Consider the following 25,717-nt stretch of genomic DNA (forward strand, 5'->3'; position numbering starts at 1 on the left):
GGCGGGCCGGGGGGGGGGGGGGGGGGGGGGCGGGGGGGCCGCGCCGCGGGGGGGCGGGGGGGGGGGGGGGGGGGGGGGGGGGCCCCCCCCCCCCCCCGCCGCCGTTCAGCGGCGGAAGCGGCGCACCGCCGCGACGAGGACCGCGCCGGCCACGAGGGCCAGGCTCGCCACGCCGCCCACGCCGGTGAGGACCTTGTCCCGCGGGCCGGTGTCGGCGAGCGCGGGGCGCTCCGCGGATCCGGCGGCCGTGCTGTCGGCGGCCTCGCGGATCATCCGCACGACGGCGTCGGGGTGGGAGAGCATCGCGACGTGCGAGGAGTCGACCTCGACGGTGTGCGACCCCGCCCGCCTGGCCCCGAAGCGTTCCAGTGCCGGGTTGATGGCGTGGTCAGCGGTGGCGACCAGCGCCCAGGAGGGGACGGTCCGCCAGGCCGCGCCCGGCGCCTTGTCGGTGAACGCCCGTAGCGCGACGGGCCGTTGCTCGGCGGCCATCAGCCGGGTCCGCGCCGCGGGCAGGTCCGCGGCGAAGACCTTCCGGAAGAGGGAGTCGCGGATGTAGATGTCGGTGCCGCTGCCTGTGCCGTCCCGGTACGGCACGGAACGCTGCGCCGAGGCGAGCTCGCTCGGGGCGAACCGGGCCGACAGCCCGCCCAGGGTCTCCCCCGTGTCCGGCATGAAGGCGGCGACGTAGACCAGCGCCCTGACGTTCCGGTTGCCCGCCGCGGCGGCGCTGATCACCGCGCCGCCGTAGGAGTGGCCGACGAGCACGACGGGGCCGTCGATGTCCTTCAGCACACTGGCCGTGTAGGTGGAGTCGCCGGTCAGGCCGCGCAGCGGGTTCGCGGGGGCGACGACCTCGTAACCGGCGCTCTCCAGGCGCTCGACGACCGGGCTCCAGCTGGACGCGTCGGCGAAGGCGCCGTGCACCAGCACCACCGTCGGCCGGGCCCCGCCGGCGGAGCCGTCGGCGACCGACGAGGCGAGGGCGGGACCGGCGGCGAACGCCGTCGAGGCGAGCGCCGCGACGAGCGCGCCCGCGCGCGCTATGTGACGTCGGTTCAGCGGAGCGGGGGAGGAGGACGGCCCAGCCATGCTGTTCTCTCTTCCGGCCGGAGGGGCTGCTGTCGTCTCCCAGCCTTGGCCCGCCGCGCCCGTCCCGCTCGTTCCCGGGGGACGGACGAGTGACGGACGGGTGACGGCGGATCGTCCGCTCTTCCCCTGCGCTCCGCGGACGTGAAACACCGGCGTCATCGAACACGGATATGATCCGCCTCACACAAGATCCCGGACGGCCGGAAGACGTGCGTTCCGCATGCCTTCCTGCCGCCTCCCATGCATGAGGGGAGACGTCCGATAGCCCTCCGAATATGGCTCAGCAGCGCGGGGGTGGCCACCACCCAGGTGATGCGGATGCTGCGCGGCAACCCGGACTCCGTGGACGTCCGCGTCTACGGGACCAACGTCGACCCATCGGCACCCGCCCTGGCCGCGTGCGACGTGGCCGAGCTGGAACCCCGTCACGTCGGCGACGACGCCTACGCCGACTTCGCCCTCGACTTCTGCCGCCGGCACGGGATCGACGTCCTCGTGCCACCGCGCCGGCTCGCCGCCCTCGCCGGGCGGGCCGACGACTTCGCCGCCGCGGGCACCCGGCTGATGTGCTCGCCGCCCGCCTCGGTCAAGGTGCTGACCAGCAAGAGCCGTACGTACGAGGAGGCGCTCGCCGCCGGCATCCCGGTGCCGCCGTGGCGGGTGGTGAGGGACGCCGACGGCCTGCGGGCCGCGGTGGACGAGCTGGCCGCCACCGGCGAGACCCTCTGCATCAAGCCCGCCGGCGAGTACTCGGCCTTCGGCTTCCGCATCCTGGAGGACCGGCCGATGGGCATCCGCGACCTGCTCGCCCCCGCCCGCCCCATGGCCTCGGTCGAGGCGGTCGCCCAGGCGATGAAACGGGCCGCGGACGAGGGCGAGCACGTCCCGCGCATGATCGTCATGCCGTACCTGGAGGGCCCCGAGGTCAGCGTCGACTGCCTGTCCGCCCCGGGCGGGCAGCTGCTCGCCGCGATCCCCCGGGCCAAGGAGGGCCGCTACCGGCTGCTGCTGGACGACCCCGGGATCACGGAGATCGCGCGGCGTCTCGTCGGTCACTTCGGCCTCGCCTACCTCTCCAATGTGCAGCTGCGCCACCGCCACGGCGAGCCCGTCCTCCTGGAGGCGAACCCCCGGCCCTCCGCGGGGATCTTCCAGACCGCCTTCACCGGGGTGAACCTGCCCTGGGCGGCCGTCCGCCTGCTCACCCGGGGCGACGCCGGCCTCCGCACCGCTCCCCGGCTCGGCGGCCGGGTCGCCGTGACGGAGGCGGTCACCGAGGTCCCGGTGGTCCCCGGGGTCGCGGACGTCCCCGGTCTCCCCGGGGTTCCCGGGGTCCCGGAGGTCAGCGTGGCGTGATCGGGGGCGTGGCGCCCGCCCCGGCTCCCGTCCCCGGCGCGCCCGCGCTCGCCGCCCGGACACCGTGCCGACCGTGACGCAAGCGGTCACGGGGGTCCCGGAGGTCCCGGAGGTCAGCGTGGCGTGAGCCGGGGGCAGGGGGCAGGCTGGAGGGAGGAAGGAGGTGGCGGCTCATGAGCAGACTCGAAGAGCAGATCGACCTGAACGTTCCGACCGAGGTGGCGTGGCGGCACTTGCACCGCCTGGAGGACTACCCGCAGTTCGTCGGGGGCGTCCGGGAGGCGAGCGCGGCCGGGGACGGCAAGGCCCGGCTCGGCGTGTCGGGAACGACCCACGACTCGCTCGACGCGGAGTTCTCCGACCGCACCAAGGCCCGGAGCGACACCCGTGAGATGACCTGGCGCACCAGCGGCGGTGCCGAGATCACCGGAACGTGCTCGGTCCTCCCGATCGACGAGCAGCACAGCCGCGTCCAGGTCCGCATCGAGTACGACCCCGCCGAGATCCACGACGCCTTCGGCGGCCCGAAGGGCTTCGCCCAGGTCAGCGCGATCGAGCGCACCGTCCGTGGCGACCTCGAACGCTTCAAGGACCTCGTCGAGCGCGAGCACTAGACGGCACCCCCGCGCGCCCGCGCAGCACGCCCGGTCCGTGCGGCCCCACCCGGGCCGTGCGGACCGCGACGACCGGCCCCCTCAGAGCCGCACGCCGTGCCGGCGCAGGTAGGCGACCGGATCGACGTCGGAGCCGTACCCCTCGCCGCTGCGGACCTCGAAGTGCAGGTGCGGGCCGGTGGTGTTGCCCGTGGAGCCCGAGCGGCCGACCTGACGGCCGGCGGCCACGGACTGGCCGGCGCGCACGGTCAGCGAGGACAGGTGGCCGTACTGGGTGTACATGCCGTCGTGGTGCCGGATGACCACCTGGTAGCCGTAGGCCCCGCCCCAGCCGGCCTCGACGACGGTCCCCGCGGCGACCGCCTTGACGGAGGTGCCGGTGGGCACGGTGAAGTCCTGGCCGGTGTGGTAACCGCTGGCCCAGTGGGCTCCGCTGCGGTGGTACGGGGTACCGAGCCCACCGCTGACCGGCGCGACGAAGGCCTGCGCGGCCGAGGCGGGCGCGGCGCGCCGCTCCGCGGGCTTCGTGCTCTTCGCGGGCTTCGTGCTCTTCGCGGGCTTGGCAGCCTTGGCGGGCTTGGCGGCCTTGGCTGCCTTCGGGCCGCGGGGCACGGAGAGTTGCTGCCCGGGGAGGATCAGGTCGGGGTCGGCGCCGACGACCCGGCGGTTCACGTCGTACAGCCGCTGCCAGCCGCCGCTGACGTCCTGCTCGTCCGCGATGCCGGAGAGCGTGTCCCCGCCGACGACGGTGTAGGAGCCGCCCCGGCCTGCGGGACGACGGTCCGTCCCCGGCTTCTCCCGCCGGTCGTCCTTCTTCGCGGCCTCCTTGCCGTGCTTCCCCTCGGTCTTCTTCCCCTCGGTCCGCTTCGCCGGGGCCGCCGCCTCACGCCGGGGCTCGTCCCGGGAGAGACCGGCCCGCTGCGAGCACACCGGCCACGCCCCGGGGCCCTGACCGTCCAGGACGCGTTCGGCCACCGCTATCTGCTCGGACCTCGTCGCCAGGTCGGCCCGCGCGGCGAACTTCGCGCCGCCGTACGCCTTCCAGGTCGACTGCGCGAACTGCAGCCCGCCGTAGTAGCCGTTGCCGGTGTTGATGTGCCACTTGCCGCTGCTCTCGCACGCGGCGACCTTGTCCCACGTCCCGGCCGTGGCCGCGCCCGCCCCCGGGGCGGCGATGAACGGCAGCGCGAGCCCCGCGCCGGAGGCGGCGGTGACGGCGACCGACACCGGCGAGAGCCGGCTCGGCGGCTGGGGTCTGCGGTGGCGACCGCGCACGGACCGTACGGGCATGGGGGACCACCTCTCGGTTCCGGACACACGGCCGTACAAGTACGACAGAAGGATCTTGTCACCGCAAGGGTGCTTTTGAGACTCTGTCGTCCCAAACCGTGCGCCCCGGAACCGGGTTGAGGCGGGCGCGCCCCCTCAGGAGGTGCGCGGCGGCAGCGGGAGCGGCAGCCCCGGCAGGCCGTCGAGGCTGACCTCGACGTAGGGCTTGGCCGCGCAGTAGTCGCCGAAGGACTCCTCGGTCTCACGGGCGAAGCGCTGCGTGTGCAGCGGCCGTTCCTCCCGGAAGTCCAGGTAGGGGACGGCGAACCCGCAGCTGTCGCTGATGCGTTCGGCGGTGACGACGATCACGGCGCGCAGGTCGGTCCGCTTGCGGATGTCGTCGGAGAAGTGCGGCAGGAGGCCGTCCCAGCGCGGGTTGTCGCGGAAGACGGGCTCGCCGCGCCCGTGCACCCGCACGATGGTGGGCGGTCCGGTGAAGGCGCACCACATCAGGGTGATGCGGCCGTTCTCCCGCAGGTGGGCGATGGTCTCGGCGCCGCTGCCGCCGAGGTCGGCGTAGGCGAAGGTGTGGTCGTCGACGAGGGCGGAGGAACCGTCGAGGCCCTTGGGCGACACGTTGACGTGCCCGTCGCCGGACAGGGGCGCGGTGGCGGTGAAGAAGACCTTCTGCTCCTCGATGAAGGCGCGCAGGCGCCCGTCGATGCGTTCGTACGTCTTTCCCATGCCTGCGATTCTCCGGTCGCGGGTGCGGCGCGCGCCGCACCTTTCCGGCCGCGGGCGGGTCAGCGCCGCCGGGGAGGGCGCGGGCGGTCGTCCTCGCCGTCGCGGACGACGATGCCCAGCGCGCCGGCGAGCGCCGGGGCGAGGTCGAGCAGCTGGGCGCTGCCGATGACGGCGCCGCGCAGCGAGTCGTGGCCGTCGGCGAGGTCGAGGCGGGTGGCGCCGCGCAGGTCGACGGCGTCGAGCTCGGCACGGCCGATGCGCAGGCGCTCCAGGGCGGTGCCGGGGAAGGACACGTCCTTCAGACGGGCGCCGCCGAGGTCGACGTCGCGCAGCACGCAGTCCTCGAAGACGACCTCGTGCAGCCGGGCGGCACGCAGGTTGACGGAGTCGAACTTGCAGCGCCGGAAGACCACCCGCCGCAGCACCGCGCCGAAGGCCTCGACCCCGGCGAGCACGCAGGAGTCGGCGGTGACGTCCGTCCAGTTCGTCTCGGCGGCCGAGGTGCCGACGAACCGGGCGCCCTGGAGCCAGACCTCGTTGAAGCGCGCCCGCCGCAGGCTGCCGCCCTCCAGGACGGTGTCGGTGACCGCGCACTCCAGGAAGACGGCGCCGCCGGCCTCCTGTTCGCCGAGGACGAGGCCGTCGAAGTGGACGGTGTCGTAGCGCTCCTCGACGCCCAGCGCGGACTCGCCGAAGGGCTCCAGCACCTCCGCGTACGGCAGCTCGGACAGGGACTGCGGTGCTTTGAAGGTCATGGCGGCCACGCTAGTGGCCCCCTGTGACAACGCCACCCTTCATGAATATGAGCGATTTGTCCGTGATGTCTTGCTACGTTGCGTCCCATGACCGCCCCCGCCCCCGGGACCTCGTCGCCGGCCGTCGCCGTGCCCGCCGTCCGGCTGCCCCGGCGCCGGGGCGTCGAGCTGGCGCTGCTGGTCGGCGCGGTGCTGATCCCGGTGTACGGCTACTGCGCCGTGGGCCTGGCGCACGACGGCGCCGTGCCGCAGGGCGCGGCCGGCTACGGCGCGGCGCTCGGCGGCCTGGCGCTGGTGGCCCACCTGGCGGTGCGCCTGCGCGCCCCGTACGCCGATCCGCTGCTGCTGCCGATCGGGGTGCTGCTCAACGGCCTCGGCCTGGTCCTGATCTACCGCCTCGACCTGGAGACCCCCGACGACGCCGCCCCGGCCCAGCTGATCTGGTCGGGGCTGGGCGTGGCCCTGTTCACCGCGGTCGTCCTGCTGCTGCGCGACTACCGCACCCTGGCCCGGTACGCCTACCTCGGTGTCGCGGCGGCCCTGGTGCTGATGATCGTGCCGAGCCTCTTCCCCGCCGTGAACGGCGCGCGGATCTGGATCCGGGTCGCGGGCTTCTCCTTCCAGCCGGGCGAGTTCGCGAAGGTGCTGCTGGCGGTGTTCTTCGCGGCGTACCTGGCCGACAACCGCGCCGCGCTCGCCCACGCCGGACGGCGGGTCCGGGGGTTCCGCCGGCTGCAGCTGCCGCCCGGCCGGGTGCTCGGCCCGGTGCTGGCGGTCTGGACGATCAGCCTCGGCGTGCTGGTGGTGGAACGCGACCTGGGGACCTCGCTGTTGTTCTTCGGCCTCTTCGTGATCCTGCTCTACGTCGCCTCCGGCCGCACCGGCTGGATCGCGATCGGGCTGCTGCTGTCGGCGGCCGGCGCCTTCCTCGTCGGCTCCCTCGAACCGCACGTCCACTCCCGGGTCGCGGACTGGCTCCACCCCTTCGCCGGCATCGAGGAGGGCCGGGGGCCGGGCCAGCTGGCGCAGTCGCTGTTCGCCTTCTCCGCCGGGGGGCTGCTCGGCGCGGGCCTGGGCGAGGGGCACTCGATCCTCATCGGCTTCGCGGCCAAGTCCGACTTCATCCTGGCCACGGCCGGCGAGGAACTGGGACTGACCGGGCTGACCGCGCTGTTCCTGCTGTACGGGCTGCTGGTGGCCCGGGGCCACCGGGCGGGGCTGGCGGTCCGCGAGCCCTTCGGCCGGCTGCTGGCCGTGGGGCTGGCCTCGATCGTCGCGCTGCAGGTCTTCGTGATCGCCGGCGGGGTGACGGACCTGATCCCGCTGACGGGGATGGCCATGCCCTTCCTCGCGCAGGGGGGTTCCTCGGTCGTCACCAACTGGGTGATCGTCGCGCTGCTGATCCTGCTCAGCGACACCGCGCGCCGCCCGCTGCCCGGTCCCGACACCGGCGCCACCGCCGCGGGCCGGGCGGACGCGGGCCGGGCGGACGCCGCGTGATCACGTACGCCCGCCGGGCCGCGGCACTGTGCCTGCTGCTCCTGGTGGCCCTGCTGGTGAACGCCCTCCGGATCCAGGTGGTGCGGGCCCCGGCGTACGACGGCAACCCCGCCAACCGGCGGGTGCCGATCGACCGTTACGGGCAGCCGCGCGGCGACATCCTCGTCGGCAGCCGGCCGGTGACCGGCTCCCGCTCCACCGGCGCGCAGCTGGACTGGGTCCGCACCTACGCCGACGGCCCGCTCTACGCCCCGGTGACCGGCTTCTCCTCCCAGACGTACGGCACCGCCCTGCTGGAGGCCGCCGAGGACGAGGTGCTGTCCGGCTCCTCCCCCGGCCTGTCCGCGCTCCCGCTGTGGAACGCGATCAGCAGGCAGCCGCAGCGCCCGGGCGACGTCCGCACCACCATCGACCCCGCCGCGCAGAAGGCCGCGTACAAGGCGCTGGCCGGGAAGAAGGGCGCGGTGGCCGCCCTCGACCCGGCGACCGGCCGGATCCTGGCACTGGTCAGCACGCCCTCGTACGACCCGGCGACGATCGCCGGGACCGGCCCGGAGGCGCTCGGCGCCTGGCGCGCGCTGGTCTCCGCCGAGGACCAGCCGATGCTCAACCGGGCGCTGCGCCAGACGTACCCGCCGGGTTCGACCTTCAAGACGGTGACCGCGGTGGCGGCGCTGGCCTCCGGGGTGGTCACCGACGTCGACCGGCCCACCGACTCCCCCGACCCCTACCCGCTGCCGGGTTCCACGACCTCGCTGGGGAACGAGTCGGCGTCCTCCCGCTGCGAGGACGCGCCGCTGCGGTACGCGTACGTCGTCTCCTGCAACACCGTCTTCGGCAAGCTCGGTGACGACGTGGGACTGCGGGCGATGCGCGAGACGGCCGAGGCCTTCGGCTTCAACGACCCCTCCATCGGGGTCCCGTCGCGCCCCGCGGTGAGCGTCTTCGACCGCCGCATGGACCGGGCGCAGCTGGCGATGTCGTCGATCGGGCAGTACGACACCCGGGCCACCCCGCTGCAGATGGCGATGGTCGCCGCGGCCGTCGCCAACGACGGCACGCTGATGTACCCGCACCTGGTGGACCGGACGACCGACGCCGACGGCCTCCCCCTGGAGGTCACCGGGGACCGGGCCTACCGGCAGGTGATGGACGTGGCCGTGGCCTTCACGATGCAGGACCTGATGGTCGCCGTGGTGCGGCACGGCACGGGCCGCAACGCCGCCCTGCCGGGCGTGCTGGTGGGCGGCAAGACGGGCACGGCCCAGCACGGCGAGGACAACCGCGGGAACCCGTTCGCCTGGTTCATCTCCTGGGCGAAGGAGACCCGCGGGGCCCCGGCGAAGGTGGCCGTGGCCGTCGTCGTGGAGGACGCCGCCGCGGACCGCGCCGACATCAGCGGCGGCGGCAAGGCGGCCCCGGTCGCCCGCGCCGTGATGCGCGCGGTGCTGGGGGACTGACCCTCGCGCCCGGCCCCGCTCAGTCCTCGGCGCCCAGCGCGATGGCCTCCTCGACCTCGGCGGCCCGCTCGCGCTCCTCCTTCGCGAAGCGCTCGGCGTCGAGCTTCTCGGCGATCTCCTCGTCCTGGGCCATCAGCAGGTCGAGGTCGGAGTCGCCCATCTCCAGCACGCCCATGTCGACGTAGGCGCGCTGCAGTCGCTCGCCCCACAGCCCGATGTCCTTCACGCACGGCACGATGCGGCTGAACAGCAGCTTGCGGAAGAGCTGCAGGTACTCGGAGCGTTCGCTCAGCTCCTCGGCCTCCTGCCGCGGGATGCCGAAGTCCTCCAGCACCTCGGCGCCGCGCAGCCGGTCGCGCATGAGGTAGCAGCCCTCGATGACGAACTCCTCGCGCTCGCGCAGTTCGGCGTCGGACAGCTGCTTGTAGTGGTCGCGCAGCGCCATCCGCCCGAAGGCGACGTGCCGGGCCTCGTCCTGCATGACGTAGGTGAGGATCTGCTTGGGCAGCGGCTTGTCGGTGGTGTCGCGGAGCATGCCGAACGCGGCCAGCGCCAGGCCCTCGATGAGCACCTGCATGCCCAGGTACGGCATGTCCCAGCGGGAGTCGCGCAGGGTGTCGCCGAGCAGCGCCTGCAGCGAGTCGTTGACCGGGTGGACCATGCCGACCTTCTCGCGCAGGAAGCGGGAGTAGATCTCGGCGTGCCGGGCCTCGTCCATGGTCTGGGTCGCGGAGTAGAACTTGGCGTCGAGGTCGGGCACCGACTCCACGATGCGGGCGGCGCAGACCATGGCGCCCTGCTCCCCGTGGAGGAACTGGCTGAACTGCCAGGAGGCGTAGGCACGGCGCATGTCGCGCTTGTTCCGCTCGGACATCCTGTCCCAGTGGGGCGTGCCGTACACGGTCATGTTCTGGTCCGGCACGCCGAGCGGGTCGTACGGGTCGACCTCGATGTCCCAGTCGATGCGGGTGACCGCGTCCCACTGCTTGTCCTTGCCCTTCTGGTAGAGGGCCAGCAGCCGGTCGCGCCCGTCGTCGTACTCCCAGGAGAAGCGGGCGGCTCCGGAAGCCGGGATCTCCCACAGGTTGTCCTGCGACGGCATTGGCGTCTCCTCGACTCTTGACGGGCTTGCTGACACACAGTCTCATAAGAGCATGACCGCTGGCACCCCTCTTGCAACGCGTGAGAAAGTGGCGGAGCGGCTGCTCGACGCCTCCGCGAAGCACTCCTTCGACCCCGACACCGAGCTCGACTGGGAGGCCCCGTTCGAGGACGGCGCCTGGTTCTGGCCCCCCGAACTGGTCTCCCTGTACGACACCCCGCTGTGGAAGCACATGTCCGAGGAGCAGCGGATCGAACTGAGCCGGCACGAGGCGGCGTCGCTGGCCTCGATCGGCATCTGGTTCGAGATCATCCTCATGCAGCTGCTGCTGCGGCACTCCTACGACCTCGACCCCACCAGCGGGCACGTCCGCTACGCGCTGACCGAGATCGCCGACGAGTGCCGCCACTCGAAGATGTTCGCGCGGCTGGTGACCCGGCTCGGCACGCCCGTGTACCGGCCCTCCCGCCTGGACCACAACCTCGGCCGGGTGCTGAAGACGGTCTCCACCACGCCCGGTTCCTTCACCGGCACCCTGCTCGCCGAGGAGATCCTCGACTGGATGCAGCGGCTGACCTTCCCGGACGAGCGCGTGCAGCCGCTGACCCGCGGCGTCACCCGCATCCACGTGGTCGAGGAGGCCCGGCACATCCGCTACGCCCGTGAGGAACTGCGCCGCCAGATGGCATCGGCGCCGCGCTGGGAACTCGCCTTCACCCGGGTCTCCTCCGCGGAGGCCGCCCGGGTGATCGCCCGGTCGCTGATCAGCCCGCGGGTGTACGCCTCGGTGGGACTGGATCCCCGGTACGCCGCCGAGCTGGCCCGCACCAGCCCGCACCGCCGGGACGTGATGCGGCAGGCCGCGCGGAAGCTCATGGACTTCCTGGACGAGATCGGCATGTTCGAGGGCCCGGGCGTACGGCGCATGTGGCGCACCTCGGGGCTTCTCGGCTAGGACACCGCCCGGGCGGATACGCTGGCGTCCATGAACGGCCGTTCGACGCCGGCGCCCGCCGCTCCCGCCTACCGCCGGCTGAGCGTCGAGCAGCGCCGCACCCAGCTGCTCGCCGCCGCGGTGGACCTCTTCGGGCACCGCAGGCCCGAGGACGTCTCGGTCGACGACGTGGCCGCGGCCGCGGGGGTCTCCCGCCCCCTGGTCTACCGCTACTTCCCGGGCGGGAAGCAGCAACTGTACGAGGCCGCCATGCGCAACGCCGCCGAGGAGCTGAGGACCTGCTTCGTCGAGCCCGCCGAGGGCGAGATGACCCAGCGCCTGTCCAACGCGCTGGACCGCTACCTCGCCTACGTGGACGAGCACGACGCGGCGTACTCCGCGCTGCTGCGCGGCGGCAGCGTGGCCGAGACCAGCCGGACCGACGCCATCGTGGACGGCGTGCGGCGCGGCGCGGCCGAGCAGATCCTCATGCACCTGGGCGCCCCGCACCCGGGGCCGCGGCTGGCCATGATGGTGCGCTCCTGGATCGCCAGCGTCGAGGCCGTCTCGCTGACCTGGCTGGACGAGGGCAAGCGGCCCCCCGCCCAGGAGCTGCGGCAGTGGCTGGTGGACCACTTCATCGCCCTGCTGCTGGTCAGCTCCACCACCGACCAGGAGACCGCCGAGGTCGCGCTGGCCGCGCTGGAGCGGGAGAGCGCCGGAAGCCCCGCCGGGGACCTGGCCCGCCGGGTGACCCCGCTGGCCCAGGCAGTCGCACATCTGCTCCCACCTGCCGTTTCCTGAACGTGACCCCCTCCACAGGGCCTACCCTGACCCCGTGAGGCATGAGGACACGGAATTCGTCGGAGGGCCGCTGGACGGCCGCGTGCTGGGGGTGCTGACCGGCATCACCGGGCAGCCCCCGAAGGTGTACGAGGTGCCGGTGCCGCAGGAGGACGGCGCAGCCCCGGTGGTGCACGTCTATCATCGCGAGCCCAGTCCCGGCCCGCGCGCGCAGCGCCGTACGCGCTGGGTCTTCGTCTACGACCCGGAGGGCAACCGGCCGGAGGGGCCGCGCTGGCCCTGGTCGAAGCCGCGGGGGTGACCGCGGGGCGGCCGCCCGGGCGACGGGCGGCGCCACCCGGGTGACGGGGGCGACGGGCCGTCGGGATGGTCCGGACCATTGACAGGATTGGTCCAGACCTGTTTGCTGCGGGTTGTCATGCGCACTTCTTCTCGCCCCCGAAGGAGCGGCCCCCATGAGACACCTCGTCGCCGCGACCGCGACCCTCGCCTGCACCGCCGTGCTCGGCGGGCTGGTCGCCCTCGCCCCCACGGCGCACGCCGGTGAGTTCCTGGCCGACGGAGGCTTCGAGTCGGGCAACCTGTCCGGCTGGAGCTGCGACTCCGGCACCACGCAGGTGGTGACCGGGCAGGCGAAGAGCGGCAGTCGCGCCCTCGCCGGCACCCCGGGCGGCACCGGAACCGCGCAGTGCAAGCAGACGGTGAGCGTCGCCCCCAACACCGCGTACACCTTCTCGGCGCAGGTCAAGGGGAGTTACGTCTACATCGGCGTGGACGGCGGTGCCGGCACCTGGACCCCGGGCACCGGCGGCGGCTACCAGCAGCTGAACGTCGCGTTCACGACCGGCCCGAACCAGACCAGCGCGACGGTCTACGTGCACGGCTGGTACGCCCAGCCCACCTACTACGCCGACGACCTGTCGCTCACCGGGCCCGGTGGGTCCACGCCCAGTCCGACCCCCACCGACCCGACGCCGACGCCCACTCCGACCGACCCGACGCCGACACCGACCCCCACCCCGACCGACCCGGCGCCGTCCTCCCACGCCCTGGTCGGCTACCTGCACTCCAGCTTCGCCAACGGCTCGGGCTACGTCCGCATGGCCGACGTCCCGGCGAGCTGGGACTACATCGACCTCGCCTTCGGCGAGCCCACCTCCACCACCTCCGGCGACATCCGCTTCAACCGCTGCCCGGTCGCCGAGTGCCCGAACGTGGAGTCCGACGCGGAGTTCAGGGCCGCGATCAAGGCCAAGCAGGCGCAGGGCAAGAAGGTGCTGATCTCCATCGGCGGCCAGAACGGCCAGGTCCAGCTCACCACCACCGCCGCCCGCGACGCCTTCGTCGCCTCCGTCGGCAGGATCATCGACACCTGGGGACTGGACGGGCTCGACATCGACTTCGAGGGCCACTCCCTCTCCCTCAACGCCGGTGACACCGACTTCCGTAGCCCGACCACCCCCGTCGTGGTCAACCTGATCTCCGCGCTGAAGACCCTCAAGGCCAAGTACGGCAGCGCCTTCGTGCTGACCATGGCCCCCGAGACCTTCTTCGTCCAGCTCGGCTACCAGTTCTACGGCCCGGGCCCGAACGGCGCCCAGGACCCGCGGGCCGGCGCCTACCTCCCGGTGATCCACGCGATGCGCGCGGACCTGACCCTGCTGCACGTCCAGGACTACAACTCCGGGCCGATCATGGGACTGGACAACCAGTACCACCAGATGGGCGGCGCGGACTTCCACATCGCCATGACCGACATGCTGCTCACCGGCTTCCCGGTCGCGGGCAACACCTCCCGGGTCTTCCCGCCGCTCTCCCCCTCGCAGGTCGCGATCGGCCTGCCCGCTACCAGCAACGCCGGCAACGGCTGGACGACCCCGGCCGAGGTGAACAAGGCGCTGGACTGCCTTACCCGGAAGGTCAACTGCGGCGGCTACGCCACCCACGGCACCTGGCCCGGGCTGCGCGGCCTGATGACCTGGTCGATCAACTGGGACAGGTTCGGCAATGGGGAATTCCAGCGGAACTTCGACGGCTATTTCGGCTGACGCCGGACGAACGGGTGGCTCCGGGACCGCCGGAGCCGCCCGTTCCGGCCCGTCCCCCTGTCGCAGCCGACCCGATCATGTAAGGATCTACCCGCGGACATCGGCGGACAGGCGGAGGTGACGGAATGTCAGCAGCACACCGGCCCAAGGAATGGGTGCGCAGGGCACTCGTCTGCGGGGCGCTGCTGGCCGTCGCGGCCCTGGGCATCCCCGCCCAGGCCTACGCCGTACCCGACGACCCCACGCCGGGCGACCGGACGCTCGTCGTGCTGCTGGAACAGCTCCAGGACCTCTACCAGAGGGCCGAGCAGGCCACCGAGACCTACGACCAGGCCAAGGTCGAACTCGAGGAGAACCAGAGCAAGGCCGACCGCCTCGACCGGCAGCTCGCCGAGGAGCGCACCGCGCTCAGCGACGCCCGCGCGCTGGCCGGGCAGCTGGCGCGGGAGCAGTACAAGTCGGGCGGCGTCTCCCCGTACCTCAACCTGCTGCTCAGCAACGACCCGCAGGACGCCTTCACCCAGGGGCACATGCTCGACCGCGCCGCGGGCAGCCAGGCCGAGCTCGTCGCGCAGCTGGAGAACGGCGAGAAGCGGATCGCCGCGCTCAACCGGGCCCAGCAGCACGCGCTGGACGGCTCGGAGCAGCTGGAGGAGAAGCAGCGTGAGGCCAGGGACGAGATCGAGCGGCAGCTCGCCGACGTCGAACGGATCCTGGCCGGCCTCACCGGCACCCAGATCGAGGACCTGCAGAAGCTGGAGGAGCAGGGCATCGACCAGGCGCAGGCCGCCTTCCTGCGCTCCGGCAAGCTCGGCAACGTGGCCCTCGCCCCGTCGATGGCCGGCAACAGGGCGCTGAGCTTCGCCTACGCCCAGCTCGGCAAGCCCTACGTGTGGGGCGCCGAGGGCCCGAAGGCGTACGACTGCTCGGGCCTCACCTCGCAGGCCTGGGAGCACGCGGGCACCACCATCCCGCGCACCAGCCAGGAGCAGTGGAAGCAGCTGCCGCACGTCCCGCTGAACCTGCTGCGCCCCGGCGACCTGGTGGTCTACTTCCCCGGCGCCACCCACGTGGCGATGTACATCGGCAACGGCATGGTCATCCAGGCCCCGCGCCCGGGCGGCGTCGTCAAGATCTCCCCGATCGCGGCCAACCCGGTCCTCGGCGCGGTCCGGCCGGACTCCGGCAACCCGCCGATGAAGCACTACGTCTCCCCGTCGGCCCCCAAGTCGGCCCACGACCCGACCCCGCTCGGCACCCGCTCCTGAAGCCGCGCCGGCGGCTCGTGCGCACGGGCGCCGGCACCGGTGTGACCGGGTTATCACCGGCATCGGACAGACCTGTCTGTTAGTTTTGCCGTGAGGGGCCCGCCGGGCCCCGGCGAGGACCACGGTGAGCACCATGCCCACGACGGCGAAGCGCCTCCCGGCGCGGGAGCGCATACTGACCACGGCCGAGGCGCTGTTCGCCGCCCACGGCCTGCGCGGCGTGGGCGTCGACCGGATCATCGCCGAGTCGGGCGTGGCCAAGTCCACGCTGTACGTGCACTTCCCCTCCAAGGACGAGCTGGCCGCCGCGTACCTGCGCCGGGTCGACGACTCCTGGCGGGGCAGGCTGCGCGCCGCCGCGACGGCGGCCGGGGACGATCCCCGCGAGCGGCTGGTCGGCCTGTTCGACGCGGTCTCGGCCTCGTACGAACGCCACGGCTTCCACGGCTGCCCGTTCATCAACGCCGCCGCGGAGAGCGAGCCCGGCAGCCCCCCGCACGAGGTGACCGTGGCGCACAAGCGGGCGGTGCGGGCCTGGGTGCGGGGGCTGGCCGAGGCGGCCGGCGCCGCGGACCCCGACGAGCTCGCGCTCCAGCTGACCCTGCTCGTGGACGGCACCCTGGCCGCGGGCAAGCTGGAGCAGGACCCGGCGATGCCGGCCGCCGCCAAGGCCGCCGCCCGCGCCGCGGTCGAGCGGGCCTGCCCGCCCGCCGCCTGACCCCGTCGCGCCCTCGCCCCGCCGCGGGACGAGGGCTTTCCTCCGATCCGAATCAAACAGACCTGTCTGTTCGAAAGGACATCCGATGACCACCTCCCGACCCCCGGTGGGCGCCACCATGCGCGCCGTCCTGCTGGAAGAGTTCGGCAGCCCCCTCGTCCTCGGCACGATCCGCACCCCCGCGCCCGGACCCGGCGAGGTGCTGGTCCGGATCGCGGCCTCGGGGGTGAACCCCCTGGACACCAAGATCAGCGCCGGGAAGGCGGCGCACGCCAGGACCCGGCCGCCCGCCGTGCTCGGCCTGGACCTCGCCGGCGTGGTCGAGGACGTCGGGGCGGACGTCACCGGCTTCGCGCCCGGGGACGAGGTCTTCGGCATGACCGGCGGGGTCGGCGGCCTGCAGGGCTCCCTCGCCGAGTACGCGGCCGTGGACGCCCGGCTCCTGGCCCGCCGGCCCGCCTGCCTGACGGCACGTCAGGCGGCCGCGCTCCCGCTGGTCTTCATCACCGCCTGGGAGGGCCTGGTGGACCGGGCGGGCGTGCGCGAGGGGCACAAGGTGCTCGTCCACGGCGGCGCCGGCGGCATCGGCCACGTCGCGGTCCAGCTCGCCCGGGCCCGGGGCGCGGAGGTCTTCGCCACCGGCTCGCCGCGGAGCCTGGAGACCATCGCCGGCCTGGGGGCGACCCCGGTCGACCGCACCACCACCCCGGTCGACGCCTACGTCGCCGAGCACACCGGCGGCGAGGGCTTCGACGTCGTCGTCGACACCGTCGGCGGGGAGACGCTCGACGCCTCCTTCGCCGCGGTGCGCACCTACACCGGCCACGTGGTGAGCGCCCTCGGCTGGGGCAGCCACAGCCTCGCGCCGCTGTCCTTCCGCGGCGCCACCTACTCCGGGGTCTTCACGCTGCTGCCGATGCTCACCGGCCGCGGGCGCGAACACCACGGCGGGATCCTGCGCGAGGCCGCCGCCCTCGCCGAGGCCCGGGCCCTGCGGCCGCTGCTCGACCCGCGCCGCTTCACCCTGGCCACGGCCGCCGAGGCGCACGCCGTGGTGGAGCGGGGCGAGGGCCGGGGCAAGGTCGTCGTCGACGTCCCCGGGTGAGGGCGCCCGGCGGTCAGTGCCGGTAGCAGTACGAGTCCGAGGAGGCGTCGCCGCCCTCCAGGCGTGTCTGGTGCACCCGCAGTCCCCCGAAGTCGGGGCCGTGCGGGAAGAAGCCCGGGTCGACGCGCAGCCCGCCGCCGGCGGTGTCGGCGTCGAGCTTGACCATCCACGGGTCGATGCCCTCGGGGTAGAACTGCTCGTCCCAGGCGGCGTACAGGGAGTTCGTCACGTAGACGCGCCGCCCGTCGCGGCTGAGCTCGACCATCTGCGAGCCGCCGCTCAGCGGGACGTCCGGCGCCGCGGGGTGCGCCTGCCGGCCGGCGATGCCGCCCAGTCGCACGGACGCGGTCAGCCGCGGCCGGAGCGGGTCGCCCACGTCGTACTGGAGGAGGTCGCCGGTCCCCCACGCGGACACGTACAGCCACCGGTCGTCCACCGACAGGTCGATGTCGGTGATCAGCGGGGGCACCGCGCCGAACGGCCGCAGCGCCGGGGGCAGCTCCTCCGCCCGGGCGGGCTCGGCGGGCAGGGTGATCACCTTGCGGACCGTGAACTCCCCGCCCTCCCGCGTCCACAGCCACACCGAGGCCGACAGGTCCTCGACGTCGACGACGGTGTTCACGAACCCCCAGGTCGCCTCGGGGTCGTGGGAGGGGCGCAGCTCCAGCACCATCTGGTTCCGGTCGCCCAGGTCGACGCACTGCAGGTGCCGGCCCGTCTCCAGGTCCCAGAAGTGCACCGCGTGCCCGTAGCGGCGGTCCAGCAGCAGTTCGGGGACGAGCCCGTCCTCGATCATCGAAGGGCTGCCCCACTCGCTGGTGACCGCGATGTTCCGGCGCAGGTGCCACCAGACGTCGTAGGCGAGCCGCTGCGGTCCGCGCTCGCTCTCCCAGGCGCGCAGCACGTCGAAGGTCTCGTGGTCCAGCAGCGCGACACCGCCGGGACCGTCCGTGCCGTCCGCGCCGCCCAGGCAGGACAGGAACACCCCGTCGGGGCCGCAGTGGAGGGTGTGCGGCCGCGAGTACCCGGCCCCGGCGGCGAGTTCCCCGGCGTCGACCACCTTGACCAGCCGCGGGCGGGCCGGGTCCGGAACGGTGTCGAGGACGTGCAGCCGGGAGGAACGCAGTCCCGGGACGATGAGGAAGCGGCGCGCGGCGTGGTGGTGGCCGGGGTGCGCCAGCGCGCTGGAGCAGGCGTTCCAGCCGAAGTGGTGCAGTTCGTTTCCGAGGCCCGGCAGCTCGACCCGGGCGGCCACCCGGCCGTACGCCGGGGACGCGGGATCGGTGACGACGGTGAACAGCGCGTCCGGGCGCTCGCCGGCCGGGTCGAACCCGACGACGTAGGCGAGCCGTTCCGGCGGCGCGGCGACCGCGTCCGCCGGGGTGCGGTACAGGCTGGGGTCGAGGTGGCCGTCGCGGTCGTGCTCGGTCGTCGTCATGGCCGTTCCCTCTCCCGTGCGGGAGCGCGGGGCCCGGGGCTGCGCGGCGGACGGCCCGGCCCACCGGTGCGGGATCTGTGTGCGGACGCCGGACAGATGTCCCGTACGACGAGCGTTTCACAGCCCCGCGGACCCCGCCACGGCGGGACCGCGAGCACCCGGGGCGCGCGTTCCGGAGCCGCTGCGCGGACGGCGGGACGCGGGCGGCGGTGGACCGGAGAGCGGGGGACGGCGGCAGGTTGCGGCGCCGTGACCCACGACGACGCCGTCATCATCTCCCCGCCCGCACGTCCGCCCCGGGGCGAGCCGGTCTTCGTCCCGAGGGCGACGACCGTCGTCGTCGTGGCCGCGCTCGGGGTGTGCGTGCTGGTGAACGCCGCGCTCCTCGTCGACCGGCTGCTGCTCGACCGCGCCACCGCCGGCTCGGACGCCGCGCTCGTGCGGAAGGACCAGGTCGTCACCCTGACCGGTCTGAGCCATGTCGCCTTCTGGCGCACCAGTGTGCTGCTGACTCGTGGTGGCTGCTCTTCGTGGCGGCCCAGCTCCTGGCCTCCCCCACCGCCACCGGGGACCCGGCGGCGACGGAGACGGCAGGCGCCGCGCTCTGGGTTCTGGCGGGGGCGCTGTGCATCGGTGTGGTGCTGAGGCTCGCCTCGATGCAGCGGACGCGGCTGCGGGGCTGAGACCGGCAGGCCGTCCGGCGTCGCGGCACCGGCGGCGGGCACCGCCGGCGCCGCGGAGCGGTCAGGCTCCGGTGACCGAGGCCAGGTAGGCGCTCGCCGCCTGCGGGTCGTAGAAGTACGACTCGTAGTCCGCCGGGTCGTCGAAGCCGTTGGCGAAGCGGTTCGCCACGGCCGGCAGCTGTCCGGCGGCACCGATCAGGCCCAGGACGTGCTCCGGCGGCGGGCCGAGCAGGGCGTTGGTCCACTTGGTCACCGGCTCGGCGGTGGCCCAGAAGCGGGCGAAGGCCGACTCCATCCAGTCCCGGTCGAAGGGCTTGTCGCCCTGCTCGACGATGGCGTCGAGGTAGGCGGCCGCGCACTTGGAGGCGCTGTTGGAGCCCTGGCCGGTGATCGGGTCGTTGGCGACGACGACGTCGGCAACGCCCAGGACCAGCCCGCCGGAGGGCAGTTCCGCGACGGGGTGCCGCACGACCGGGGCGAACCGCCCGGAGAGGGTGCCGCCGGCGTCGGTCAGCTCGGCCTCGCGCGCGCGGTCGTACTCCCAGGGGATGTGACGTCCCATCAGTTCCAGGGTGATGCGCAGGTGCTCCTGCGGGTCCTTCACCCCGGCGAAGACGTCGAGCGGACCGCCGGGCAGCGCCTCCCAGAAGAGGATGTCGCAGGGACCCGAGGTGGTGAGCGCCGGGATCACGATCAGCTCGCCGGCGCCGGGCACCATGTTGAGCCGCACCGCGTGGAGGTCGGGGTGCTCCGGGCGCGGGGCGAGGCCGTGCACATAGGCGACGGCCAGCGAACGCTGGGGGGTGCCGTAGGGGGAGCGCTCCGCGTTCCGGCCGAACAGGGAGACCAGTTCGCCCTTGCCCGCCGCGACCAGCACCAGGTCGTAGGCGCGGGAGAAGTAGTCCAGGTCCCCGACGGTCACGCCGTGGACGACCAGCTTGCCGCCGCGCTCGACGAAGGTCTCCAGCCAGCCGGCCATCTTCACCCGCTGGTCGACGGACTGCGCGTACGCGTCGAGCCGTCCGACCCAGTCGACGGGCCGGGACCCGTCGGGGGCGGCGACGGAGACGCCCAGGCCCTCGATCCGGGGCGCCTGGTCCTCCCAGAAGTTGACGCCGAGGTCACGCTCGTGCGCCAGCGCCGTGCCGAACATGCACTGGGTGGACATGACACGCCCCTGGCGTATCTCGTCCGCCGTGCGGTTGGACATGACGGTGACCTCGTATCCCCGGGACTGCAGGCCCAGGGCCAGTTGGAGCCCGGACTGGCCGGCTCCCACGATCAGTATCTTGCGCAAGGCGGCACGCTCTCTCGTACGGGTGCGGCTGGGATGCGTCCGGCGGGCGTCCCCACGACGCCCCCGGAAGACTGCTCGGCCGTGTCGTCCTAGGCCGTGAGTGCCTGCTTGACCAGGGCCAGCAGCACCTGGATCACCGACTGGCGGTCACGGGCGTCGCATATGACCACCGGGATCTCCTCCGGCACGGCGAGCGCCTCGCGGACGTCGATCTCCTCGTAGGCGGTGGTGCCCTCGAAGCGGTTGACCGCCACGGCGTAGGGCAGGCCGCTGCTCTCGAAGTAGTCCAGCGCCGGGAAGGCGTCGGCCAGCCGCCGGGTGTCGGCGAGGACGACCGCGCCGATCGCCCCGCGCACCAGGTCGTCCCACATGAACCAGAAGCGCTGCTGGCCGGGGGTGCCGAACAGGTACAGCACCAGTTCGCGGTCGAGCGTGATGCGGCCGAAGTCCATCGCCACCGTGGTGGTGGTCTTGTCCGGGGTCGAACCGAGGTCGTCGATGTCCTCACTGGCCCGCGTCATCACCGCCTCGGTGGTGAGCGGGGTGATCTCCGAGACCGCGCCGACGAAGGTGGTCTTGCCCACCCCGAAGCCGCCCGCCACGACGATCTTGGTCGAGGTGGGGGCGTGGCTCACGTCCAGTTGCCACTCCTGCAGGCCGTCTTCTTCCGCTAGGGACGACATGTCAGAGCCTGCGAAGTCCACCGAGCACCCTCTCCAGCAGCGCGCGATCCGGGGCGCCGGGCCCGTGCCCGGTCCCGTACACGCGGATCCTTCCCTGATCGGCCAGGTCGCTGAGCAGCACCCGGACCACACCGAGCGGCATGCGCAGCAGCGCCGAGATCTCCGCCACCGAGCGCATACGGCGGCACAGTTCCACGATGGCCCGCATCTCCGGCATGACGCGCTCGGCCCAGTTGCCCGAGGTCAGCTCACGGCGCTCGGTGGAACCGTCGATCGTCGCGACGAAGGTCTCCACCAGCAGCACGTGGCCGAAGGACGTACGGCCGCCGGTCAGCGCGTACGGCCGCACGCGGGCGGCCCTGCGCCCGGCGCCCCGTACCGGCAGGGCGGCGGCGGCCTGGGCGGCGGGAATCAGCGGACGGCGCATCAGCGGCTCTCCTCGATCGCCTGGCGCAGCTCCGTGCGGAGCGCGGGGGTGAGCACGTGTCCGGCCCGGCCCACGAACAGGGCCATGTGGTAGGCCACCACGCTCATGTCGCACTCCGCGTCCGCGTGGACGCCGAGCAGCGAGCCGTCCCCGATCGTCATGACGAACACGCTGCCGTTCTCCATCGACACGCCCGTCTGGCGCACGCCGCCGCCGTCCATCAGACGCGCGGCGCCGTCGGTCAGCGAGGCGATGCCGGAGACCACCGTGGCCAGGTCGGCGGAGGTGCCCGCCGGGCCCCTGGGCCGCCGGACCGCTCCGTCCGCTCCGTCCGCCGCGCCTTCGTCCGCCGGGCCGGCCTCGTCCTCGGGTTCCGAGGACAGCAGCAGCAGTCCGTCCGAGGACACGACGGCCACGGAGCGGACCCCGGGCACGTCCTCCACGAAATTGCTCAGCAGCCACTGGAGGTTACGTGCCTCGTGGCTCAGGCCCCGTTCGCTCTGGGTGTCCGTACCGGCCGACATCAACCGCGTGCCTCCTCGACGCCTTCGGCTTCGACTTGTTGGTGTCCCCCCGAACCGCCCTCTGCTGCGGCCGCGTCCGCGGTCTCGTCCGCGGCCTTCCTCGGCGCGGGCAGACCGCGCCGGACCTCCTGCGTCTCGGCCTGGGCGTCCGCCCGGCCGTCGCGCAGCCCCTGAGCGAAGCCGCCGAGCTTGCGCCGCAGCTCCTCCGGGTCCACCCCGCCCCCCTGCCGGGCCCGCCCGTGGACCTGCGGTTCGCCCGAGAGCCCCGTGGACCGCGGCACCCGCTGCGGAAGTCCCTTGCCGGTGACGGCGATGCCGTCCGGCACCTCCACGGCGGCGGCCGGGGCCACGGCCGCGGCCGCTTCGGGGGCGGCCGTCACGGCCGCGGCGGACCCGTCGGCGCGGGCGTGCTCGACGGCTTCCTCGCCGGGACCGGGCGCTTCGCCACCGGGCTCGGGCGCTTCGGCCGCTTCGGCCGTTCCGGACGCTCCCGCCGCTTCGACGGGCGCCGCGCCGGTCTCCGTCACGGGTTCCTCGGTCGCCGGCGCCGTACGCTCCGGCTCCTCCGCCTGCTCCCCGCGGGCCCGCCGCAGTGCCTTGCGCGGCTGCCACGGCTCGCCCGCGACGGCCGCCTCCACGGGGGTCTGCGGGCCGTCCGGGTCCTCCGCGGGCGCGGTGAGCGCCGTGGGGACCACCACCACGGCGGTGGTGCCGCCGCGCTTGGCGTCACGGAGCTGCACACGGATGCCGTGCCGGGCGGCGAGCCGGGCGACGACGTACACGCCCATCCCGGTGGCCTCCGCGACGGTGGTGTGCTCCGCGGGATCGGCCTGCGTCAGCAGCGCGTTGAGCTCGTCCAGCCGGGCCGTGGGGATGCCGATGCCCTGGTCCTCGACCGACAGCATCAGCTCACCGCTCTCCAGCATCCAGCCGGACAGCTGCACCTCGTTCTCCGGCGGGGAGAACGCGGCCGCGTTCTCCAGGAGTTCGGCGATCAGGTGGCTGAGGTCGTCGGAGGCGAAGCCGGCGACGCGTCCCGCGGGCAGCTGCTGGATGCGCACCCGCTCGTACTTGTCGATCTCGGAGACCGCGGCGCGCGCCACGTCGACCAGCGGAACGGGCTTGGGGTGCGCGTGCCCGTGCTCGACGCCGGCCAGCAGCAGCAGGTTCTCGCTGTTGCGGCGCATGCGGGTGGCCAGGTGGTCCAGCTTGAAGAGCTGGGAGAGCTCCTCCGGGTCGTGGACCAGCTCCTCCAGCCGTTCGATCAGCGTGAGCTGGCGCTCGACCAGGCCGAGCGTGCGCAGCGTCAGGTTGACGTACGTACCGTGGACGTTGTCCTGCAGGGTGCCCAGGCGCGTGCTGAGGGCGTCCTGCTGTCCGTGCAGCAGGTCGCGTTCCGCGGCGAGGGCGTCGCGTACGCCCTGGAGCCTGGTGTGCTCCGCGTCCTGCGTGGCGACGCGGCCGCGCAGCCCGGTGACCTCGGCGCGGAGCGCGTTGATCGCCCGGGCCGTGGCCGCGAACTCGTCGGAGCCGACGATCCTGACCTGCTCGCCGGTGGGGACGTCGCCGCGGGCGAAGCGGTTCAGTGCGGCGGCCGGGCGGGTGATGGACCGGGCCGTGGAGACGCCGACGCCGAGGACGAGCAGGAAGCACACCGAGGCGAGGGCGACGTGGAGTTCGAGGGCCGTCACGTCGTCGTCGCGCAGCGCAGCGAGCCGTTCGGCCGCCGCGGCCGCGAGCGAGGACTCGACGCCGCGCATCATGTCGATCCGCGCGGAGAGCGCCGTCTGGACCGATCCCGGCTTGAGCGCGCGGTCGGCCGCGGAGAGCGAGGAACTGTTCAGCAGTTGCTTCAGCCGCTTGTCGGCGTCGTTGACGTCGGAACCGGTGACGGTCTGGTCGTACTGCTCGACCGCGGCCTGCGAGGCCCCGCCCCGGAAGTCGGCGAGCGCGGCCCGTTCGCTGACCGCGGCGGTCTGCGCGGCACCGACCAGGCCGGACGCCTCGCCGCCCTTGGTGAGCGCGCCCACCAGCAGGCCGCGCTGGACGGAGGCCTGGTCGACGGCGCGGGCGAGCTCCGGCAGCGCGGTGGTGTCGGCGGAGGCGCCCCGGGCCGGCAGCGAGCGGGCGACCGCGGACCCGACCCCGCTCAGCGCGCGGATCGCCGGGTCGTAGGCCGCGACGGCGGCCTCGGCGGAGCCGGGACCGGAGAGCACCTTCTGCCGGACGTCGGGGAGTTCCCCGAGCTGCCGGACGACCTCGGCGGTCGCGGCGGCGAAGGCGGGGGCGTCGTCGGTGTCCGTCCCGGCCGCCGCCGCCAGCACCTCCTCGGCCTGGCGGTCGACCCGCTCGCGCTGGGTCTCGGAGACGCCGGTGCCGCCCTCGGTGGAGCGGCCGCCGGCCACGAAGACGGCCATGTCGTCGCGCTCGTCGGCCAGGGCGTGCGACAAGGAGACCGCCTGGGCACCGAGTCGGGCCATGCCGACCAGTCGCTGTGACTCGGCCAGGTCGCGCACGCCCGTGGCAACGCCAGGAGCGGAGGCGGCCAGGACCGTGACGGCGCAGATCAGCAGGGCGACCAGCAGTCTCTGCCGTACGCGCTTGGTCCGCGGGTTACGTCGTGTTCGCACCGGTGCTCGCTATCCCGTCTCGCCTGGTCCACTGGTCCCGAGATGACGACACATCGGCCGAGCGCCGAGCACGGCAACGTCTGGCCTCATCCCGGCATCGTCCCGACCTTCTCAGGCCGACCCGGAATGCAGATGTGCGTCCCCCGCCTCGACACTCGAACGAGTGAATCGCACGGACAAGTTGACGTTCAACTCCCCCGCACGATCGTTACGCGCCCGCCACCGCGCCGGGCGGTCCCGGAACTGGCATCGGAGCCGCCGTCCTGGCAGGATGCGCACCTTCACCGACGGGTAACCCCCGGCGGGCGCCCCCGGGGTTCGAACAGCTCCCCCGGGCGGCTGCTGCAGACTGGCCGCATGCGCATCGAGACGGCCACCGAGCCCGGCGTCCCGGGACGCCCCAACGAGGACTTCGTGGCAGTGGCCATGCCCGCGTCAGGCGGCGGCGGTTCACTGGTCCTGCTGGACGGCGTCACCCCTCCCGACGGCCCCACGGGGTGCCGCCACGACGTGCCCTGGTACGTCTCCCAGCTGGGCGGATCCATGATCGAACTGTCCGTTTCGCCCGCGGCCCCGAGCCTGGCGCAGTGTCTCGCGGAAGCCGTCCTGCGCACCGCCGACGCGCACCGCGGAACCTGTGACCTTTATCACCGCCGCACCCCCCAGGCGACCGTGGTGGCGGTCCGGTGGAATGCGGACGCCATGGAGCATCTGGTGCTATCCGACTCGGTGTTGCTCATCGAGGACACCGCAGGTCAGGTCGGTGCCGTGCGCGACGACCGGCTCGACCGGCTGCCCCCTCCGCTGCCCGCGCTGCGCGCCGCGGTGCGCGCCCTGCCGCGCGGCACGGCCGCCCGCGCCGCGGCCGCCGCGGAGTACGGGCGGGCCGTGGAGGCCCTGCGCAACGCCGAGGGCGGCTTCTTCACCGCGGCGGCGGACCCCGCGGTCGCCGCCCACGCCGTCACGGGCAGCCGGCCGCGCTCACGGGTCCGCGCGGTCGCGGCCCTCACGGACGGCGCCGCCCGCCTGGTCGAGGTCTTCCACGAGCACGCCTGGCAGGACACGTTCACCCTGCTGCGCAAGGCCGGGCCCGGGGAACTCCTGCGGCGGGTGCGCGCGGCGGAGTCCGCGGACCCGGACGGCACCCGCTTCCCGCGCGGCAAGGTGCGCGACGACGCGACCGCGGTGTTCGCGCGGTGGTGACGGCGGCGTGGCCGCGCGCCGGGCGGGGATGGGCGCGGGTCGCGCGCCGGACGGGGACAGGCG

General features: G+C 73.7%; 24 protein-coding genes. 13 read left to right on the plus strand and 11 right to left on the minus strand.

From position 1 onward, the window contains the following. Positions 1-105: 105 nt before the first annotated feature. Complete coding sequence (locus ACFZAU_RS05065) at positions 106-1,092, minus strand: alpha/beta fold hydrolase (protein ID WP_500551159.1); 987 nt, start codon at positions 1,090-1,092, stop codon at positions 106-108. A 294-nt stretch (positions 1,093-1,386) separates the two neighbouring features. Here ACFZAU_RS05065 and ACFZAU_RS05070 point away from each other — a divergent pair, with 294 nt between their 5' ends. Together ACFZAU_RS05070 and ACFZAU_RS05075 are read left to right on the plus strand one after the other, a co-directional pair. Beyond that, entirely contained in the window at positions 1,387-2,448 is a 1,062-nt protein-coding gene (locus ACFZAU_RS05070) for an ATP-grasp domain-containing protein (RefSeq protein WP_500551160.1), read from the plus strand. A gap of 173 nt (positions 2,449-2,621) precedes the next feature. Further along, positions 2,622-3,062 carry an SRPBCC family protein gene (locus ACFZAU_RS05075; RefSeq protein ID WP_500551161.1) on the plus strand — a complete coding sequence of 147 codons (441 nt, stop codon included), beginning with the start codon at positions 2,622-2,624 and terminating at the stop codon, positions 3,060-3,062. 81 nt (positions 3,063-3,143) lie between these two features. Here ACFZAU_RS05075 and ACFZAU_RS05080 read toward each other — a convergent pair whose 3' ends face one another. The 3 genes from ACFZAU_RS05080 to ACFZAU_RS05090 form a co-directional block, all read right to left on the minus strand. Next, positions 3,144-4,352, minus strand: coding sequence for a transglycosylase family protein (locus ACFZAU_RS05080; protein WP_500551162.1), 1,209 nt, complete (start codon positions 4,350-4,352; stop codon positions 3,144-3,146). Between the two features lie 135 nt (positions 4,353-4,487). Next, the gene (locus ACFZAU_RS05085; RefSeq protein WP_500551163.1) at positions 4,488-5,075 is read right to left on the minus strand and encodes a pyridoxamine 5'-phosphate oxidase family protein; all 588 of its coding nucleotides are present in this window, start codon (positions 5,073-5,075) and stop codon (positions 4,488-4,490) included. 59 nt (positions 5,076-5,134) lie between these two features. Further along, complete coding sequence (locus tag ACFZAU_RS05090; protein ID WP_500551164.1) at positions 5,135-5,830, minus strand: pentapeptide repeat-containing protein; 696 nt, start codon at positions 5,828-5,830, stop codon at positions 5,135-5,137. Between the two features lie 87 nt (positions 5,831-5,917). Between ACFZAU_RS05090 and ACFZAU_RS05095 the strand changes: the two genes are divergently transcribed. Beyond that, positions 5,918-7,330 (plus strand): FtsW/RodA/SpoVE family cell cycle protein, encoded by a 1,413-nt coding sequence (locus ACFZAU_RS05095; protein WP_500459370.1) that lies wholly within the window; start codon positions 5,918-5,920, stop codon positions 7,328-7,330. Further along, positions 7,327-8,790, plus strand: a complete 1,464-nt coding sequence (locus ACFZAU_RS05100) for a penicillin-binding transpeptidase domain-containing protein (protein WP_500551165.1) — start codon at positions 7,327-7,329, stop codon at positions 8,788-8,790. Before ACFZAU_RS05095 ends, ACFZAU_RS05100 begins: the two co-directional genes overlap by 4 nt. A 19-nt stretch (positions 8,791-8,809) precedes the next feature. Here the strand turns inward: ACFZAU_RS05100 and ACFZAU_RS05105 are convergent, their stop codons facing one another. Then, on the minus strand, positions 8,810-9,892 hold the full coding sequence (locus ACFZAU_RS05105) for a ferritin-like domain-containing protein (RefSeq protein WP_500551166.1): 1,083 nt from the start codon (positions 9,890-9,892) through the stop codon (positions 8,810-8,812). Between the two features lie 52 nt (positions 9,893-9,944). On the opposite strand from ACFZAU_RS05105, the gene ACFZAU_RS05110 reads away from it, so the two are divergent. The 7 genes from ACFZAU_RS05110 to ACFZAU_RS05140 all read left to right on the plus strand — a co-directional run bounded on the left by ACFZAU_RS05110 (position 9,945) and on the right by ACFZAU_RS05140 (position 16,769). Next, positions 9,945-10,847, plus strand: a complete 903-nt coding sequence (locus tag ACFZAU_RS05110) for an AurF N-oxygenase family protein (protein ID WP_500459366.1) — start codon at positions 9,945-9,947, stop codon at positions 10,845-10,847. 30 nt (positions 10,848-10,877) lie between these two features. Beyond that, on the plus strand, positions 10,878-11,630 hold the full coding sequence (locus ACFZAU_RS05115; protein WP_499602664.1) for a TetR/AcrR family transcriptional regulator: 753 nt from the start codon (positions 10,878-10,880) through the stop codon (positions 11,628-11,630). Between the two features lie 34 nt (positions 11,631-11,664). Continuing rightward, on the plus strand, positions 11,665-11,931 hold the full coding sequence (locus tag ACFZAU_RS05120) for a DUF8847 domain-containing protein (RefSeq protein ID WP_500459365.1): 267 nt from the start codon (positions 11,665-11,667) through the stop codon (positions 11,929-11,931). Between the two features lie 154 nt (positions 11,932-12,085). Next, positions 12,086-13,678, plus strand: a complete 1,593-nt coding sequence (locus tag ACFZAU_RS05125) for a chitinase (protein ID WP_500551167.1) — start codon at positions 12,086-12,088, stop codon at positions 13,676-13,678. A 125-nt stretch (positions 13,679-13,803) separates the two neighbouring features. Beyond that, a complete protein-coding gene (locus tag ACFZAU_RS05130) occupies positions 13,804-14,946 on the plus strand; it encodes a C40 family peptidase (RefSeq protein ID WP_500551168.1) in 1,143 nt (380 codons plus the stop codon). A 133-nt stretch (positions 14,947-15,079) separates the two neighbouring features. Then, positions 15,080-15,664: a TetR/AcrR family transcriptional regulator gene (locus ACFZAU_RS05135; RefSeq protein WP_500551169.1), complete on the plus strand. Its 585-nt coding sequence runs from the start codon at positions 15,080-15,082 to the stop codon at positions 15,662-15,664. Positions 15,665-15,749: 85 nt separating this feature from the next. Continuing rightward, positions 15,750-16,769: a zinc-dependent alcohol dehydrogenase family protein gene (locus ACFZAU_RS05140; protein ID WP_500551170.1), complete on the plus strand. Its 1,020-nt coding sequence runs from the start codon at positions 15,750-15,752 to the stop codon at positions 16,767-16,769. Between the two features lie 13 nt (positions 16,770-16,782). On the opposite strand, the gene ACFZAU_RS05145 is transcribed toward ACFZAU_RS05140, so the two are convergent. Next, positions 16,783-18,207, minus strand: coding sequence for a selenium-binding protein SBP56-related protein (locus ACFZAU_RS05145; RefSeq protein WP_500551171.1), 1,425 nt, complete (start codon positions 18,205-18,207; stop codon positions 16,783-16,785). 249 nt (positions 18,208-18,456) lie between these two features. Between ACFZAU_RS05145 and ACFZAU_RS05150 the strand changes: the two genes are divergently transcribed. Next, the gene (locus ACFZAU_RS05150) at positions 18,457-18,852 is read left to right on the plus strand and encodes a hypothetical protein (protein ID WP_500551172.1); all 396 of its coding nucleotides are present in this window, start codon (positions 18,457-18,459) and stop codon (positions 18,850-18,852) included. Between the two features lie 99 nt (positions 18,853-18,951). Here the strand turns inward: ACFZAU_RS05150 and ACFZAU_RS05155 are convergent, their stop codons facing one another. The 5 genes from ACFZAU_RS05155 to ACFZAU_RS05175 form a co-directional block, all read right to left on the minus strand. Further along, on the minus strand, positions 18,952-20,187 hold the full coding sequence (locus ACFZAU_RS05155; RefSeq protein WP_500551173.1) for a styrene monooxygenase/indole monooxygenase family protein: 1,236 nt from the start codon (positions 20,185-20,187) through the stop codon (positions 18,952-18,954). A gap of 89 nt (positions 20,188-20,276) precedes the next feature. Further along, a complete protein-coding gene (locus tag ACFZAU_RS05160) occupies positions 20,277-20,870 on the minus strand; it encodes a GTP-binding protein (RefSeq protein ID WP_499602677.1) in 594 nt (197 codons plus the stop codon). A 1-nt stretch (position 20,871) separates the two neighbouring features. Next, positions 20,872-21,297 carry a DUF742 domain-containing protein gene (locus ACFZAU_RS05165; RefSeq protein WP_499602678.1) on the minus strand — a complete coding sequence of 142 codons (426 nt, stop codon included), beginning with the start codon at positions 21,295-21,297 and terminating at the stop codon, positions 20,872-20,874. Next, the gene (locus tag ACFZAU_RS05170) at positions 21,297-21,821 is read right to left on the minus strand and encodes a roadblock/LC7 domain-containing protein (RefSeq protein WP_500459355.1); all 525 of its coding nucleotides are present in this window, start codon (positions 21,819-21,821) and stop codon (positions 21,297-21,299) included. Before ACFZAU_RS05170 ends, ACFZAU_RS05165 begins: the two co-directional genes overlap by 1 nt. Continuing rightward, positions 21,821-24,451, minus strand: a complete 2,631-nt coding sequence (locus tag ACFZAU_RS05175) for a sensor histidine kinase (RefSeq protein ID WP_500551174.1) — start codon at positions 24,449-24,451, stop codon at positions 21,821-21,823. The genes ACFZAU_RS05170 and ACFZAU_RS05175 overlap by 1 nt, the downstream gene beginning before the upstream one ends. Before the next feature lie 357 nt (positions 24,452-24,808). Between ACFZAU_RS05175 and ACFZAU_RS05180 the strand changes: the two genes are divergently transcribed. Beyond that, complete coding sequence (locus ACFZAU_RS05180) at positions 24,809-25,654, plus strand: hypothetical protein (protein ID WP_500551175.1); 846 nt, start codon at positions 24,809-24,811, stop codon at positions 25,652-25,654. Positions 25,655-25,717: the final 63 nt, after the last annotated feature.

This window comes from Streptomyces sp. NPDC008238 (assembly GCF_042956445.1).
Lineage (GTDB): Bacteria > Actinomycetota > Actinomycetes > Streptomycetales > Streptomycetaceae > Actinacidiphila.